The sequence below is a fragment of the Streptomyces sp. NPDC001902 genome, assembly GCF_042891295.1.
Classification (GTDB): domain Bacteria; phylum Actinomycetota; class Actinomycetes; order Streptomycetales; family Streptomycetaceae; genus Actinacidiphila.
In genome coordinates, this window is sequence record NZ_JBIATA010000002.1 from 462,026 (window position 1) to 477,024 (window position 14,999).

The window sequence follows — 14,999 nt, forward strand, 5'->3', positions numbered from 1 at the left end:
GGCCGGGAAATTCGATTGCCTGCGCTCTGCCGGTACGCGCTAATACGGCGCATGGCCGATATCCAGGGCACGTACGACGACCTGTTCACCGCGGTGCCGGGCGCGCTCGCCGGATTGCTGGACGACGGGGACGCGGGGGGCTCCGTCGCGGTCTTCGTCGACGGCGAGCCGGTGGTGGACGTCTGGGGCGGGTTCGCCGACGCGGACCGCACGGTCCCGTGGCAGCGGGACACGATCACCAACGTCTGGTCCGTCACCAAGACGATGACGGCACTGTGCGCGCTGGTCCTGGCCGACCGCGGCGCGCTCGATCCGGACGCGCCGGTCGCCCGCTACTGGCCGGAGTTCGCCGCGGCGGGCAAGGAGAAGGTGCTGGTCCGGCACCTGCTCGCGCACACCGCGGGCCTGCCCGACTGGGACGGGCCGATCGACGGGCTCTACGACTGGCCGTCCGCCACCGCGCGTCTGGCGGCGCTGGCCCCGCAGTGGGAACCGGGCAGCGCGGCCGGGTACCACTCGCTCACCCAGGGGTACCTCGTGGGCGAGGTCGTACGCCGGGTCACCGGCCGGAGCGTGGGCGGCTTCTTCGCACAGGAGGTGGCCGGACCGCTGGGCGCCGACTTCCACATCGGACTGCCCGCCGAGCACGACCCCCGAGTGGCGCCCGCCGTCCCGCCGCCGTCCCGGGACGAGGACTACGCCGCGAGCGCGCCCGGCGGCGGCGCGTCGCCCGGCTCCGGCACCGCCGTGCGGCTCCGTGACGGGAACGGCGTGGCGTGGCGTCGCGCGCAGATCCCGGCGGCGAGCGGCTTCGGCAACGCCCGCTCGGTCGCCCTCGTGCAGTCGGTGCTGGCCTGCGGCGGAACGGTGCGCGGGGTGCGGCTGCTGTCGCCGGCGGGCTGCGACCGTGCGCGGGAGGAGCAGTTCAGCGGAGAGGACCGCCGCCTGGGCATGCCGGTCCGCTGGGGGCTGGGCTACGGGCTGTTCGGCAACAGCTTCGGGTGGGGCGGTTGGGGCGGCTCGCTCGTGATGATCGACCCCGAGGCCCGTATGACGGTGGCGTACGTGCCCAACCAGATGCGCGAACCCGCGGACGACACCCGCGGCATGGAACTCGTCATGGCCGCCTACGACGGGGTCCAGGGGCTGCGGGCCTGAGCGCCCGCCCCGCCGTCGTCAGGCGGACGGCGCCGGGCCGCTGCTCGCGCGCACGGTGAGTTCGGGGCCGAGGAGGCGGACCTCCTCCGTCGGGCTGCCGCCCAGCTTGGCGATGACGAGTTCGACCGCGTGCCGGCCCATCTGCTGCGCGGGGATGGCGACCGAGGTGAGCTGGGGGGCGGCCTGCGTGGCCACCTGGTCGGGGCAGACGGCGACGACGGAGACGTCCTCGGGCACGGCGCGGCCCTGCTGGCGCAGGAGCGCGAGGAGGGGGGCGATGGCGGACTCGTTCTGGACGACGAGCGCGGTGGTGTCCGGCCGTTCCTCGAAGATGCGGGAGAGGGTGCCCGCGGTGGACTCGTAACTGCCCTCGCAGGGGCGGTGGATGAGCCGGAGCCCGCGTGCGGCGGCGCGGGAGCGCAGGCCCTGCAGGGTGCGCTCGGCGAAGCCCGTGTGGCGCCGGTAGACCGCCGCGGCCTCGCCGACGACGGCGACGGAGCGGTGGCCGAGGTCGGCGAGGTGGTCGGCGCAGAGCGCGCCGGTGGCGGCGAAGTCGAGGTCGACGCAGGTGAGTCCGGCGGTGTCGGCGGGCAGGCCGATGAGCACGCCGGGCCGGTTCCCGGCGCGCAGCAGCGGGATGCGCTCGTCCTCCAGCTCGACGTCCATGAGGATCATCGCGTCCGCGAGTCCGCTGGCCGCGACCCGCCGGACCGCGGTGGGGCCCTCCTCGCCGGTGAGCAGGAGTACGTCGTGGCCGTGCTGACGGGCCGTCGTGGCGACGGCTATCGCGATCTCCATCATGACGGGGACGTACATGTCCGTACGGAGCGGCACCATCAGGGCGATGATGTTCGAGCGGCTGCTGGCCAGCGCCCGCGCGCCCGCGTGCGGGTGGTAGCCGAGTTCCTGGATGCTCCGCTCGACCCGCCGGCGCGTGCCCTCGGAGATCGACCGCTTGCCGCTCAGGACGTACGAGACGGTGCTGGCGGAGACCCCGGCGTGGCGGGCTACCTCAGCGAGTGTGGCCATGTCGTTCTCCGTCCCCCCAGGAAGTGTCGAAACCTTTCGAAGCGCTTCGACTCAGACGCTACCGGTGACCCCACATCCCTGTCCAGACACGTGTCGAAGCGCTTCGACAACATGGGTGACCGGATCCGGCAATCCGTTCACGAAGTGACTCTTGAGATGTCCGCGACAGACGGTACATACTGCGTCGGCAAGGCGGGGGCTTCGCCGGGGGGAACGCCGTGGGGGAACATCGCGTGCGCGCGCCCGGGGACGAGCGCTCCCGCGTGTCATGACGCAGACACAAGGGGATACGTTGCACCGACGATGGAAGAAGGCGCGCGCGGCAGCGCTCGCCACGGGGGTCGCGGCGGCACTGACCGCCGGCGCCGTCACACCGGCCTCGGCGGCCGGGCCGGCGGCCACGGGGCCGGCCGGCTCCGCGTCCGCCACGGCGGTCAAGGACCGCGTGTGGATCACGCTGATCACCGGCGACCGGGTCGCCGTGGACTCGCAGGGCAGGCCCGTCGCCCTGAAACGCGCCAAGGGGCGCGAGGACGTACCGGTGCAGATACGCCGGCAGCACGGGCACGTCTACGTCGTCCCGCAGGACGCGGTGCAGCTGATCGCGAAGGGCCGGGTCGACCGCCGGCTCTTCGACGTGACCACGCTGAGCCGGGCCGAGTACCGCAGGGCGGCCCAGCGCCGCGGCCTCGGACTGATCGTCACCTACCGGGGCAACCGCCCCGAGGCGCGGGCCGAACTGCACCGGGCCGAGGGCGCCGAGGTGACCCACACCTTCGCGGCGCTCGGCGGCGAGTCCGTCACCGCGCCCGAGGGCGCCGCGGCCGGCGTCTGGACGGCGCTGACCGACGACGCGCCGGGCTCCCCGTACGCCACCGCCGAGTCCGGCCTGCGCACGGTCTGGCTGAACGCGATCCAGAAGGCCGCGGCCGAACCGAGCTGGAACACCCGGCAGATCCACGCGCCGGAGGCCTGGGACGCGGGATACGACGGAACCGGCGTCACGATCGCGGTGCTGGACACCGGCGTCGACAAGAGCCACCCGGACCTGACCAGCCGGGTCGTCGCCGAGAGGAACTTCTCCACCGCCGACAACCTGCTCGACCACTTCGGCCACGGCACCCACGTCGCCTCCATCGCCGCCGGCACCGGCGAGAAGTCGGCCGGTGCCTACAAAGGCGTGGCGTCGGGCGCGCGGATCATCAGCGGCAAGGTGCTGGACGACGACGGCTTCGGGGACGACGCCGGGATCATCGCGGGCCTGGAGTGGGCCGCCGCCTCCGGGGCCAAGGTGGCCAACCTGAGCCTCGGCGGGGGCGACACCCCGGGGGTCGACCCGATCGAGGAGACGGTCAACCGCCTGTCCGCGGACACCGGCACGCTGTTCGTCATCGCCGCGGGCAACGAGGGCGACGGCGCCTCGACCGTCGGCTCCCCCGGCAGCGCGGACGCCGCGCTGACCGTCGGCGCGGTCGACGAGGACTCCAAGCTCGCCGGCTTCTCCTCGCGCGGCCCGCGCGTGGGCGACGGCGCGGTCAAGCCCGACGTCACTGCCCCCGGCGTGGACATCACCGCGGCCGCGGCCAAGGGCAGCGTCATCGACACCGACCCCGAGGTCCCGCACACCGCGGACGGGAACTACCTGACCATCTCCGGTACTTCGATGGCCACCCCGCACGTGGCGGGCGCCGCGGCGATCCTCGCCCAGGAGCACCCGGACTGGACGGGCCGGCAGATCAAGGCCGCGCTCACCGGCTCCACGACGGACGGCGGCTACACCGCCTTCCAGCAGGGTTCCGGCCAGATCGACCTGGCCCGGGCGATCCACCAGGAGGTGGTCGCCGACCCGGTCTCGCTGGGCTTCGGCGTCGCCCGGTGGCCGCACACCGACGACGTGAAGCAGTCCAGGACGATCACCTACCGCAACTCCGGTGACCTTGACGTCACCTTGGACCTGTCGGTCACCGGCAAGGACCCCGAAGGCACCGCGGCGCCGGCCGGGTTCTTCACCCTCGACAAGCAGCAGGTGACCGTGCCGGCCGGCGGCACCGCGGAGGCGACGCTGACCGCCGACACCACCCTCGGCACCGCCGACGGCGCCTACAGCGCGGCCGTGGTGGCGGGCGACGGCACGCGGTCGGTGCGCACCGCCGCGGGCGTGGTGCGCGAGGCCGAGTCGTACGACCTGCGGATCACCAACCTGGACCGCGACGGACGGCCGGCGGCGGCCTACGACACGCTCGTCGTCGGACTGGACGGCGACGCGTTCGAGGAGGTCACCAACGACAGCGGCAGCACGGCGCTGCGCCTGCCCAAGGGCAGCTACGCCGTGGACAGCCTCATCGTGAAGCTCGCGGCCGACGGCCGGACGTTCAAGAGCGCGAACTGGGTGAGCCGCCCGCGGGTCGAGCTCAGCAGGGACACCGAGGTGACGCTCGACGCGAGCAAGGCCAAGCCGTTCGCGTTCACGCTGCCGGACCGGGCCGCACGGCAGTCGGACCTGATGGTCGGCTACAACCTGAACCACGGCGCCGCCGGCACCGGCCTCAGCTTCAACACCGGCACGCTGCGGGACTTCCGCACCGCGCACTCCGGTCCCGCGCTGACCGCCGCCGAGTACCAGGCGACCGTCGCCGGCCTGTTCGAGCACGGCTCGAAGGTCTACACGGTGGCGTACGGCCGCACGAAGTCGTTCTACACGGGCTACACCAAGACCGTGCGGAGCACCGACCTGGCGAAGATCACCACCACCGGCGGCTCCTCGCTCAAGCGCAAGCTCGGCGCGGTCTTCACCACCCCGTTCGTGAACGCGGCCATGGTGACGCCGAGCGGCTTCCTCACCGGGCTGCCGTTCACCAGGACCGTGTACGTCAACGGCTCCGGCGTCACCTGGGCGCAGGACTTCCTGCAGACCGACTCCTCCGGCGAGGTCCCCGAGGGCTACTACGAGGCCCCGGCCCGGTCCTTCACCAAGGGCAGGAGCTACGGCCGCAGCTTCAACGTCGGCGTCTTCGGGCCGAAGCTGGACAAGTACTCCGGCATCGTGCGCTCCGGTGACGAGATCTGGGGCACCGTCGGCCTGTTCACCGACGGCCAGGGCCACAGCGGCTTCGCGTCGTACGACAAGGCCACCACGACCCTCTACCGCAACGGGACGAAGGTCGGGAGCCACGACGGCGCGCTCGACGACGGCGCCTCCTTCACCGTCGACGGCGGCAAGGCCCGCTACCGGCTGAAAACCTCGGTGACCCGCGCCACGACCGCGGCGGTCAGCACCCGCGTCACCGCGTCCTGGACGTTCTCCTCCCAGCACGTCGGCGGCGACGTCCCGGCCACGCTGCCGGTCTCCGTGGTGCGCTTCACCCCGTCCCTGTCCGCCACGAGCACCTCCAAGGCGAAGGCCACGGTCAAGGTGCCGGTGACGGTCCAGGGCGCGGCCGCGGGCCGCACCCTGAAGTCGCTGAAGGTGTACGTCTCCACCGACGGCGGGGCGCACTGGTCGAAGCTGACGGTCAGGGGCGGCAAGGTGACGCTGAAGAACCCCAAGGCGGGCAAGGGCGTCTCCTTCAAGGCCCTGGTCAGCGACAAGAAGGGCAACACCCTGTCCCAGGTGATCTACAACGCGTACCTCGCGAAGTAGCACGGACGGACGGGTATCGGGCGGCCCGCCCGGAACGAGGTCTCCGTTCCGGGCGGGTCGCCCGCCTGCGCACGCTGCCGGCCGCCGCTCGGTGCGACCGACCGGCTCCCCACGCCCCGGACGGGCGGGATAGGAAGCGGACCATGAATGCCACGCTCGGTGCGGTGATCACCGCCGTCGTCGGAGTGCTCGGCACCCTGTTCGCGCCCGTGCTCGCCCAGCGGGGCACCGACCGGCGCCGCCTGGCGGAGGCCGCCGAGGCGGAACGGCTGCGCCGGTTCGAGGAACGGCGGGCGGCGTACACGGCGGTGAACCGGGCCTCGCGGCAGTTCCACACGCTGCTGAAGGACGCCCTGCACCGGATCAGGGACGGCGTCTACTCCGCCGAGGAGCGGGACCAGGTCGAGGAGTCCCGCCGGGAGTACCGGGACCGGTACGCCGAGGCGCAGATGATCGTCCCGGAGCGCGTCCTGGAGGCTTCGCGGGACGTCAACCGCGTCCTGGCGGCGGCGGACGCCGCGGCCAAGCGGCTCGACCGCGGCCTCGCCCGGGACGGCGAGAGCCCGCAGGGCGCGCTGGAGGACCTGAAGGACGCCGAACCGCTGCTGCGGACGCTGCAGCGGTTGATGCGCGAGGACCTGGGCGTCACGGACTGAGACACCGCTCGGCCCCCGGCGACGCGCCGGGGGCCGGGGGTGGGGACCGGGGTGGGTACGGGGGCCGGGGTGCGGCGGTCTCAGGCCGCCGGGGTCCGCTCGGTGACGGTGACCCGGCCCTTCTTGATGGTGGCGACCCGGGTGGCGCGCCGGGCGATGGCGGAGTCGTGGGTGACCATGACGAAGGTCAGCCCGTACTCCTTCCACAGCCCCTCCAGCAGGGCGAGGATCTCGTCGCGGGTGTCCTCGTCGAGGGCTCCGGTCGGCTCGTCCGCGAGCAGCACCTTGGGGCGCTTCACCAGCGCCCGGGCGATCGCCACACGCTGCTGCTGACCACCCGACAACTCGCCCGGCAGGTGGTGCAGACGGTCGCCGAGGCCGACGGAGGCGAGGGCCTCGGCGGCGCGGGCACGGCGTTCGGAGGCCTTGACGCCCATCGGGACGAGGGCGGTCTCGACGTTCTCCTGGGCGGTCAGGGTCGGGATCAGGTTGAAGCTCTGGAAGATGATGCCGATGTTCTGCGACCTGACCTTGGTCAGCCGGGCCTCGCTCAGCCGGGCCAGGTCGGTGCCGTCCAGCTCCACCGAGCCCTCCGTCGGGCGGTCGAGGCCCCCGAGCATCTGCAGCAGCGTCGACTTGCCGCCGCCGGTCGGGCCCTGGATGACGAGCTGGTCGCCGTCCTCGATCACGAGGTCGACGCCGCGCAGCGCGTGCACGGTGTCCTTGCCGCGCGAGTAGCGCTTGGTCACGCCGCTCAGCTTGTACATGAGGTGACTCCTGAAGTCCTGAAGGGGAAGGGCGGGGGCCGCGCCACGCCGGGGGGAACGTGCGGTACGCGGCCCCCGGTCTCGTGGGGCGGGTGCGGCTACTCGACGCGGCGCAGGGCGTCGGCCGGGCGCAGCCGCGAGGCCCGCCAGCCACCGAAGGTCCCGGCGATCAGACCGCCCGCGACCGCCAGGACCACCGCGAGGACGATGGTGTTGACGCTGACCGGTGCCTGGAGGGCGATCTCGACGGCGTCACCGGCCGCGCGCCGGGCGGGACCGCCGAAGCCACCGGGACCGCCCGCTCCGCCGCCACCGACGGTGGCGTCCAGCGTGGGGCTGATCGTGGTGATGAGGTACGCGCAGCCGAGGCCCAGGGCGATGCCGAGGGCGCCGCCGATGAGGCCGTTGACGATCGCCTCGCCCATGACCTGGCGGGTCACCCGGCCGCTCTTCCAGCCCAGCGCCTTGAGCGTGCCGAACTCGCGCACCCGGCGGGAGACCGCGGAGGAGGTCAGCAGCCCCGCGACGAGGAAGGCGGCGATCAGGACGGCGACGGAGAGCCACGTGCCGACGTTGGACGCCAGGTTCGAGGCCGTGGACAGCGAACCGGAGACGGTCGAGGCCAGGTCGGCGGAGGTGGTGACCGTCGTGCCGGAGACGTTCTTCTGGATCGCGGACTTGACGGAGTCGATCTTCTGGGAGTCGGCGGCCTGGACGTAGATCGTGGTGACCTTGTCCTTGGCGTCCGCGAGCGTCTGCGCCTGCTTGAGCGGGATGTAGACGTTGGCGGAGGAGGAGCCGCTGTCGGCCGTCGCGATGCCGATGATCTCGAACTTGGTGCCGGAGATCGTGAGCGTCTTGCCGACGGTCAGCTTCTTCTGCTTCGCGTACGCGCTGTCGAGCACGGCGACCTTGGCGTCGTCCTGCGCGCTGGTGAAGTTCTTCCCCGAGGTGATCTTCGACGAGGTCAGCGGCCCGAGGGCGGGGTGCGCGACGTCCGTGCCGAAGACGGTGAAGTTGTTGATGTCGAAGTTGGCTCCGCCGCCGCGCACCGTGCCCTGCGGCTGGCCGCTGCCGCCGCCCCGCTGCCGGTTGCCGCCGCCCGGGGCCTGCTGGAACTCACCGCGCTGGAACTGGCCGTTGACCTTGATGACGACCAGGCTGAGCCCGCCGACCGCGTCCTTGACCCCGCTCTGCTCGGAGACCTGGTCGACGACCGAGGACTTCAGCGACTGGAAGCCCTGCACCATGACGCGGTCGCTGCTCTGCTCCTTGTCGTCGCCGCGCGCGTCGAACTGGAAGCGCGGTCGCTGCGCGGAGGCCGAGTCGGGGTCGGCGGCCTTGGTGACGGTCATGTCGGTGCCCAGGCCGTACAACGACTCCAGCACCTTGCCCTGGGCCTGCGTCATGCCGGCCGACACCGAGTTGACGGTGATCACCAGGGCGATGCCCAGTGCGAGGCCCATCGCGATGACGAGCGCCGCCTTTCTGCGGCGTCGGAGTTCGCGCCGGAGGTACGTGAAGAACATGCCATTCCTCGCCGAGTCAGGAAAACGGGAAGCGGGAGGGAGGCGGTGCCTGTCTCTCCACTGCGGCGACGGTAGGAACCAGCGGTGATGAGAGCCTGAGCGGTGGATGAGAGCCGTATGAGAAACCCTCGCGCCGGGGCGGTGCGGCCACTGCAGTACCTTGCCCTGGACCCCCGCACGCCCGTCGGGCCGGGCCGGTGGCGGATTCGCGGAAGGCCGGGGCGGGGGCGCGGGCCGGATGAGAAGGTCGGCGCCCGGCCGGGACCGTCCCGGCGGGGAGACCGGCGGGGGCACGAGTGACCGCACGACGTGGGGAGACGCGGATATGACGGACGGAACACCGTGGGGCGGCGGCGGTTGGGGCCCCGGTCACGGGACCGGCGGCGGCACGGGAGGCGGCGGCTTCGGACCGCCGCCCCCGCCGGCGCCGCCGTACCCGCCGCAACCGCAGGCCCACCACGGAGCACCCTGGTACCCGCCGCACAACGGCTACCCCGCACCGCCGCCCCGGCGGCGCGGCCCGCTGCTGGCCGTGGCGGGACTGGCCACCGCGGCCCTGGTCGCCGGCCTCCTCATATGGGCTCCCTGGAGCGGTTCCGGCGACGGCAAGGGCCCGGCGGCGACCGCGCGCAAGGACCCGGCGGCGGAGGCCGAGCGCATGCTGCGCGAGGCGGCGGACACCATGGGCGAGGCCCAGGTCGTCTCCTACCGGGGCGACTTCGCCCTCGACAGCGGGACGAGCACCCCGTTCGACCTGCAGACCACGCCCGGCGGCTGGGGCCGTGGCTCGCTGCAGGACGAGGGCGCCACCGTGCGGCTGCTCACCACCGACGACCACCGCCTGACCAAGGCCGACAGGGCGTACTGGAAGGACCGCGGCTACGCGGGCGACCTCCTCGACCGGATCGACGACCGCTGGCTGGACTCCTCCGCCGACCTGCCCGAGATCGACGACCTGACGACCCCCCTGGACCCGGCCAACGTCTCGGCGCTGCTCCGTGACGCCGCCGACCGCGGCCGCCCGGACGCCATCTCCTCCTCCACGGTCGCCGGACGCCCCGTCAAGGTGCTGACCACGACCGGCGGCCGCTTCTGGATCACCGACTCCGCCCCCCGCACCCTGCTGCGCCTGGCCGCGGGCGACTCCCCCGCCGCCTCGGGGCCGCTGCCCCTGCCCGACGGCCTGGACACCACGGTGGCCGTGCTCACCGGCGCCGACCGCGAGACCTTCACGACCGCCTACGACCGGGACCTCGCCGCCCTGAAGTCGGCCGTCGACCCGGCGGTCAGCTTCAGCACCACGGGCAAGGCCCGCTTCTCCCCCTGCGGCAACACCAGTTGCACCGCCCGCTTCACCCTCCAGAACTCCCTGTACGACGCCCTGGACGACCCCGAGACCACCGACGACCCCGTGTACGCGGAGATCAGCATCGCCATCACCCTCGACGGCCGCAAGGTGAAGACCTGCGTCTTCCACAAGAAGATGAAGCCCTCCGGCACCGTGTCGCTCACCTGCACCGCCACCTACAGCGCCGCGACCACCAAGGACCACACCGTCCGCGGGCTTCCCGACGCCTGGGCGCGCGCGGTGCCGGACGACGAACTCTCCCGGCTGCGCGCGGACTTCGCCAAGGGCGTCGTGGACGGTCAGGCGGCCTGAGCCGCCCGGCGGGGCAGCGCCGCGCGGCCGCCGTCGAGGGTGACGTGCAGGCCCCCGGACGTGACGTCGACCGAGGTCGCCCGCAGGGCGAGGGGGTAGCGCGCCCGCGGGGCCCGGTCGGCCAGCCGCCGCTCGATCCGGTCGACGACCGCCGGCGCGGCGGCCCGGCCCAGGAGCTCCGCGCCGGTCACGGTGACCGCCACCCGGCCGTCACGGAGCATCGGACGGACCGTCACCCGGCCGAATCGGCCGCCGAGTTCGAGCCGCAGCGTGCCCGCGACCGGGTCCGGCACGACGGCCGTGACCGGCAGACCGCCCTCCGTACCGCCGCTCCCTGAGCGTGCGCGCAGCGACCCGGCGGGAACGCGGACGTCGGCATGGGACGACGCCACGGTCGGTGCGCCGCCAAAGCGGAGGCCGTCCAGGCGTACGCGCACCGAGGCGCCGTGCAGCCGCCCCACGGTGACGTCGTCGCCGGCGACCTCGACGCGGTCCAGGCGCCGGTGCGCGAGCGCGGCCAGCGCCGGCCCACCGCCGGTGTCGACCGCCACCCGGTCCGGGGCGACGCCGAGGGCGCGGCCCGCCGCGGCCGCGACGCGGTGGTGGACGACGCCCCGCGCGACCAGCTCACCGGCCCCGCCGGTCAGGGCCGTCAGCGCGACGGACGCCACCAGCACGGTCCTGACCCGGCGCCACCGCATGGCCGTCACCGCGTCTTCCCGGCGGCCTCGGCGCCGGCGGGCGCGGGAACGTCCTGCGCGGCACGGGCGCCGCCCTCCGGGTCCAGGCGCGGCAGCAGCCGGTCCAGCCAGGACGGGATCCACCAGTTGGCCCGGCCGAACAGGTACATCGTCGCGGGGACGAGGAGCAGCCGGACGATCGTGGCGTCGACGCCGACGCTCACCCCGAGCCCAGCGCCAGCATCTTGACGACCACGTTCGCCGACAGGAGGAAGGCGAGGAAGACGCTGGTCATGACGATCGCGGCGCAGGAGATGACCCGGGCGGTGGCGGCCAGCCCGTGCGCCACGCTCCCGTGGTCGTCGCCGGTGGCCAGCCAGGACTCGCGGATCCGGGAGAGCAGGAAGGCTGCCGGTGATTCCGGCGGCCGAGCAGCCCCAGCAGCGCGGGGGTGAGGGTAAGTGAGGCCACGGCCGCGACCGCGACGGTGACGCCCGCGGCGGCACCGAGGGTGCCGATGAAGACGACCCCCGAGGCGTACAGGCCCGCCAGGGCCATCGCCACCGTCACGGCCGCCACGATCACGGCCCGGCCGCTGGTGGCGAGGGTGCGTCCGGCGGCCTCCGCGGGGTCGTCGACGGTGTGCAGCAGCCCACGGTGGCGCGTGGTCAGGAAGAGCGCGTAGTCCAGGCCCACGCCGAGGCCCATCATCGTGGCCAGCGTGGGGGCGGCGGCGCCGAAGGACCAGGCCGCCGCGAGCAGCCCCAGCAGGGCCGTCCCGGCGCCCAGCCCGAGGACCGCGGTGAGCAGCGGCAGTCCCGCCGCCGCGAGGCTGCCGAAGCCCAGCAGCAGCACGGCGACCGCGGTGGCCAGGCCGATCGCCTCCGAGGCCCGGTCCGCCGCCTTGGGCCGCGCCAACTGGCCCAGCGGACCGCCGTACTCCACGGTGACGCCGTCGGCGCGCAGCGCCGAGACCGCCGCGTCGACCTCGGCGACGTAGGAACGGTCGAAGGTCGCGGGGTTGGTGTCGAAGCGGACGCCGACGTAGCCGATGGCGCCGTCGGAGGAGACCGCGCCCGGGGTGGTCAGCGGGCCGGCGGCGGACAGGACGTGCGGCAGGTCCGCCACGTGGGCGACCGCCGAGGCCACGGCGTCCCGGTGGTCCGCCAGCCCGCCGTGCCGTGCCCGCAGCACGATCTGCGAGGCGGTGCCCCGGGTGCCGGGCGCGCCATGGGCGTCGAGGAGGTCCGCGCCGGTCTGGGCGGAGGTGCCGGGCAGCGCGAAGTCGTCCTGGTACGCACCGCCCCAGGCCCGGTCGGCGGCGACCGCGGCCAGCAGCACCAGCAGCCATGCGGCGATCACCCGCCACGGGTGCCGGGCGCAGCCGCGTCCGGCCCGGTGCAGCAGACCGGGTCCGGCGGTGCGGGGCGGGCGGGTCCTGCGCAGCAGCAAGGCGACGGCGACGAGCGCGACGACGCCCGCCGCCAGGGTGGCGCCGAGCAGTGCGGGCTCCGCGCCGGCATGTGGGAATGCCACGACCTGTTCCTCCCTCCGCCCGGCCGGTCCGCCGGGCACCGCCCGCATCGTGGCGGACGGACGCAAGGACGGCGTTGGCGGAATGTTCGGGGAGTGTCAGGATCCCCGCCGCCCGCGGGGCCGCGGGGATCCGGGTGGCTAGCATCGGGGCCATGGCGGAAGAACGAGGCCTCGTCCTGGTCGTCGAGGACGAACGGCACATCGCCGACCTGCAGCGGCTGTACCTGACCCGGGAGGGCTTCGGCGTCCACGTGGAGACCGACGGGCCCTCCGGGCTCGCCGCGGCACGCCGGCTGCGGCCCGTGGCGATCGTGCTCGACATCGGACTGCCCCGGCTCGACGGCACGGCGTTCTGCCGTGCGCTGCGCGACGAGGGCGACTGGACGCCGGTCCTCCTGGTCACGGCACGCGACGAGGAGGCCGACCGGATCCTGGGCCTGGAACTGGGCGCGGACGACTACGTCACCAAGCCCTTCTCGCCCCGCGAACTCGTCGCCCGCGTCAAGACCGTCCTGCGCCGGGTGGACGGCCCGCCCCGCGGCGGACGCCCGCGCACCCTGGGCCCGGTGGCGCTGGACCCGGTGCGCCGGACCGTCCACAAGGACGGTGAGCCGCTCACCCTGACCACGACGGAGTTCAACCTCCTGGCGTGCCTGATGGGCCACCCCGGCCAGGTCTTCACACGAGACCAGCTGCTCGCCCACGTCTGGGGCGCCCCGGACTACCGCGAGGGCCGTGTGGTCGACGTCTACGTCTCCCAGCTGCGCTCCAAACTCGGCGACCCCTCCCTGATCCGTACGATCCGCGGCGTCGGCTACAGCGCCGCCCCACCCCGCTCGGCCCCGGCATGACCCCTCGCGGTTCGCTCGCCGGGAACCTCGTGCTGCTCACCACCGCCGTGGCGGCCGTCGCGATGCTGCTGGCCGGGCTGGCGTCGTGGCACACGATCCGCACGACCGCCGAGGCGCAGGAGCGCGACCGGCTCGCACGGCAGGCCGACGTGCTCAGCCGTACCCCGGCGCTGTCGTCCCTGCTGCTCGAACGCGAGCAGCGGCTGGCCGGGTCGAACGGCGTCGAGCTCGCGGTGGTCGCGCCGGACGGTACGACGGCCGGGCCGGCGGCGCCCGCCGTCACCACGGCCGTGCTCGCGGCGCTGCGCGGCGGGGACCCGGCGTCGGCGACGGCCGCCCTCGGCGGGCGTGCCGTGCTGGTGGAGGGCCATCCGTCCGCGGGCGGCGGCGCGGTGGTGCTCACCAAGCCCTTCACCGCGGTCGACGACGCCGCCGCCCGCATCCGCGGCGCCCTCGCACTGCCCCTGGCCGCCGGTCTGGCCGGGGCGGGGGCAGCCGGTGCCCTGCTGGCCCGGCGCCTGGCCCGTCCCCTGACCGCGGCGGCCCGCACCGCCCACCGCCTCGCCGCCGGCGAGCGCGGGCTCGCCCTGCCGGACGACGGCCCGGCCGAGGTCGCCGAACTGTCCGCCGCGCTCACCGCCCTCGACGCCGCCCTCGCCCGCAGCGAGAACCGGCAGCGCGCGTTCCTGCTCTCGGTGTCGCACGAGATCCGCACCCCGCTGACCGCCGTACGCGGTTACGCCGAGGCCCCTCGCCGACGGGGTGATCGGCCCCGACGGCCTCCCCGCCACCGGCCGCACCCTGCTCGCCGAGACCGGCCGTCTCGACCGCTTCGTCCACGACCTGCTGGACCTCGCCCGCCTGGAGGCCGACGACTTCCGGCTCGACGCCGCGCCGACCGACCTCGACGCCCTCGTCGAGGACGCCGGCGCCGTCTGGGCCGACCGCTGCGCCCGCCACGACGTGCGTTTCCGCCTCGAACGCCCGGGCCGCCCGCTGCTCGCCGACACCGATCCCTTCCGGGTCCGCCAACTCCTCGACGGCCTGGCCGAGAACGCGCTGCGTGTCACCCCTGCCGGCCGCCCGCTCGTGCTGGCGCTGCGCGCCGAGGGCGGCGGCGAGGGCAGCGAGGCCGTGTTCGAGGTCCGCGACGGCGGCCCGGGACTGACCGAGGACGACCTCACCGTCGTCTTCCAGCGCGCCGCCCTCGCCACCCGCTACCGCGGCGTCCGCCCCGTCGGCACCGGCCTCGGGCTCGCCATCGCCCACCGCCTCACCACGGTGCTGGGCGGCACCATCTCCGCCGCGTGCACCTCCCCCGAGGGCTGTGCCTGCTTCACGGTGCGGTTGCCGACGCGCACGTGAGCGCGTGGGTGCGGCGCCGTAGTGGTTGCAGTGCGTTGTCGTGTGCGGGTGGGGTGGGGGGGGGGGGGGGCGCCCCCCCCCCCCCCCCCCCCCCCCCCCCCCCCCCCCCCCCCCCCCCCCCCCCCCGT

Annotated in this window: 14 protein-coding genes; 6 read left to right on the forward strand and 8 right to left on the reverse strand. The window is 74.3% G+C overall.

The genetic code is table 11. The annotated features are described in order from the left end of the window. Positions 1-51: 51 nt before the first annotated feature. On the forward strand, positions 52-1,158 hold the full coding sequence (locus ACFYYN_RS05395) for a serine hydrolase domain-containing protein (protein ID WP_500544738.1): 1,107 nt from the start codon (positions 52-54) through the stop codon (positions 1,156-1,158). A gap of 18 nt (positions 1,159-1,176) precedes the next feature. On the opposite strand, the gene ACFYYN_RS05400 is transcribed toward ACFYYN_RS05395, so the two are convergent. Further along, positions 1,177-2,187, reverse strand: coding sequence for a LacI family DNA-binding transcriptional regulator (locus ACFYYN_RS05400; RefSeq protein WP_499513658.1), 1,011 nt, complete (start codon positions 2,185-2,187; stop codon positions 1,177-1,179). 292 nt (positions 2,188-2,479) lie between these two features. Between ACFYYN_RS05400 and ACFYYN_RS05405 the strand changes: the two genes are divergently transcribed. Both ACFYYN_RS05405 and ACFYYN_RS05410 read left to right on the forward strand, forming a co-directional pair. Continuing rightward, positions 2,480-5,827, forward strand: coding sequence for a S8 family peptidase (locus ACFYYN_RS05405; RefSeq protein ID WP_500544740.1), 3,348 nt, complete (start codon positions 2,480-2,482; stop codon positions 5,825-5,827). A 143-nt stretch (positions 5,828-5,970) separates the two neighbouring features. After that, entirely contained in the window at positions 5,971-6,483 is a 513-nt protein-coding gene (locus ACFYYN_RS05410; RefSeq protein WP_500544741.1) for a hypothetical protein, read from the forward strand. 80 nt (positions 6,484-6,563) lie between these two features. On the opposite strand, the gene ACFYYN_RS05415 is transcribed toward ACFYYN_RS05410, so the two are convergent. Beyond that, the gene (locus ACFYYN_RS05415; protein WP_500544742.1) at positions 6,564-7,250 is read right to left on the reverse strand and encodes an ABC transporter ATP-binding protein; all 687 of its coding nucleotides are present in this window, start codon (positions 7,248-7,250) and stop codon (positions 6,564-6,566) included. Positions 7,251-7,348: 98 nt separating this feature from the next. Further along, positions 7,349-8,779 (reverse strand): ABC transporter permease, encoded by a 1,431-nt coding sequence (locus ACFYYN_RS05420; protein WP_500544743.1) that lies wholly within the window; start codon positions 8,777-8,779, stop codon positions 7,349-7,351. 325 nt (positions 8,780-9,104) lie between these two features. Here ACFYYN_RS05420 and ACFYYN_RS05425 point away from each other — a divergent pair, with 325 nt between their 5' ends. Next, positions 9,105-10,439, forward strand: coding sequence for a hypothetical protein (locus ACFYYN_RS05425; RefSeq protein ID WP_500544744.1), 1,335 nt, complete (start codon positions 9,105-9,107; stop codon positions 10,437-10,439). On the opposite strand, the gene ACFYYN_RS05430 is transcribed toward ACFYYN_RS05425, so the two are convergent. Genes ACFYYN_RS05430 through ACFYYN_RS05445 form a run of 4 tightly spaced genes read right to left on the reverse strand, consistent with a single transcriptional unit; the run spans position 10,427 to position 12,655 of the window. After that, complete coding sequence (locus ACFYYN_RS05430; RefSeq protein WP_500544863.1) at positions 10,427-11,140, reverse strand: LmeA family phospholipid-binding protein; 714 nt, start codon at positions 11,138-11,140, stop codon at positions 10,427-10,429. The two genes, ACFYYN_RS05425 and ACFYYN_RS05430, sit on opposite strands and share 13 nt — an antisense overlap. Before the next feature lie 5 nt (positions 11,141-11,145). Then, positions 11,146-11,343: a hypothetical protein gene (locus ACFYYN_RS05435; RefSeq protein WP_500544745.1), complete on the reverse strand. Its 198-nt coding sequence runs from the start codon at positions 11,341-11,343 to the stop codon at positions 11,146-11,148. Further along, positions 11,340-11,468: a hypothetical protein gene (locus ACFYYN_RS05440; protein ID WP_500544746.1), complete on the reverse strand. Its 129-nt coding sequence runs from the start codon at positions 11,466-11,468 to the stop codon at positions 11,340-11,342. The genes ACFYYN_RS05435 and ACFYYN_RS05440 overlap by 4 nt, the downstream gene beginning before the upstream one ends. Beyond that, positions 11,411-12,655 carry an MMPL family transporter gene (locus ACFYYN_RS05445; protein ID WP_500544747.1) on the reverse strand — a complete coding sequence of 415 codons (1,245 nt, stop codon included), beginning with the start codon at positions 12,653-12,655 and terminating at the stop codon, positions 11,411-11,413. The genes ACFYYN_RS05440 and ACFYYN_RS05445 overlap by 58 nt, the downstream gene beginning before the upstream one ends. Positions 12,656-12,807: 152 nt before the next feature. On the opposite strand from ACFYYN_RS05445, the gene ACFYYN_RS05450 reads away from it, so the two are divergent. After that, positions 12,808-13,506, forward strand: coding sequence for a response regulator transcription factor (locus ACFYYN_RS05450; protein ID WP_500544748.1), 699 nt, complete (start codon positions 12,808-12,810; stop codon positions 13,504-13,506). On the opposite strand, the gene ACFYYN_RS05455 is transcribed toward ACFYYN_RS05450, so the two are convergent. Then, positions 13,470-14,210 carry a hypothetical protein gene (locus ACFYYN_RS05455; protein ID WP_500544749.1) on the reverse strand — a complete coding sequence of 247 codons (741 nt, stop codon included), beginning with the start codon at positions 14,208-14,210 and terminating at the stop codon, positions 13,470-13,472. The two genes, ACFYYN_RS05450 and ACFYYN_RS05455, sit on opposite strands and share 37 nt — an antisense overlap. Positions 14,211-14,268: 58 nt before the next feature. Between ACFYYN_RS05455 and ACFYYN_RS05460 the strand changes: the two genes are divergently transcribed. Beyond that, positions 14,269-14,871 carry a sensor histidine kinase gene (locus ACFYYN_RS05460; protein WP_500544750.1) on the forward strand — a complete coding sequence of 201 codons (603 nt, stop codon included), beginning with the start codon at positions 14,269-14,271 and terminating at the stop codon, positions 14,869-14,871. Positions 14,872-14,999: the final 128 nt, after the last annotated feature.

Excerpts from the sequence above, each read along its gene's own strand:
- ACFYYN_RS05395 (WP_500544738.1), top strand. The coding sequence starts at position 52 with ATGGCCGATATCCAGGGCACGTACGACGACCTGTTCACCGCGGTGCCG.
- ACFYYN_RS05400 (WP_499513658.1), bottom strand. The coding sequence starts at position 2,187 with ATGGCCACACTCGCTGAGGTAGCCCGCCACGCCGGGGTCTCCGCCAGC.
- ACFYYN_RS05410 (WP_500544741.1), top strand. The coding sequence starts at position 5,971 with ATGAATGCCACGCTCGGTGCGGTGATCACCGCCGTCGTCGGAGTGCTC.
- ACFYYN_RS05415 (WP_500544742.1), bottom strand. The coding sequence starts at position 7,250 with ATGTACAAGCTGAGCGGCGTGACCAAGCGCTACTCGCGCGGCAAGGAC.
- ACFYYN_RS05420 (WP_500544743.1), bottom strand. The coding sequence starts at position 8,779 with ATGTTCTTCACGTACCTCCGGCGCGAACTCCGACGCCGCAGAAAGGCG.
- ACFYYN_RS05425 (WP_500544744.1), top strand. The coding sequence starts at position 9,105 with ATGACGGACGGAACACCGTGGGGCGGCGGCGGTTGGGGCCCCGGTCAC.
- ACFYYN_RS05430 (WP_500544863.1), bottom strand. The coding sequence starts at position 11,140 with ATGCGGTGGCGCCGGGTCAGGACCGTGCTGGTGGCGTCCGTCGCGCTG.
- ACFYYN_RS05450 (WP_500544748.1), top strand. The coding sequence starts at position 12,808 with ATGGCGGAAGAACGAGGCCTCGTCCTGGTCGTCGAGGACGAACGGCAC.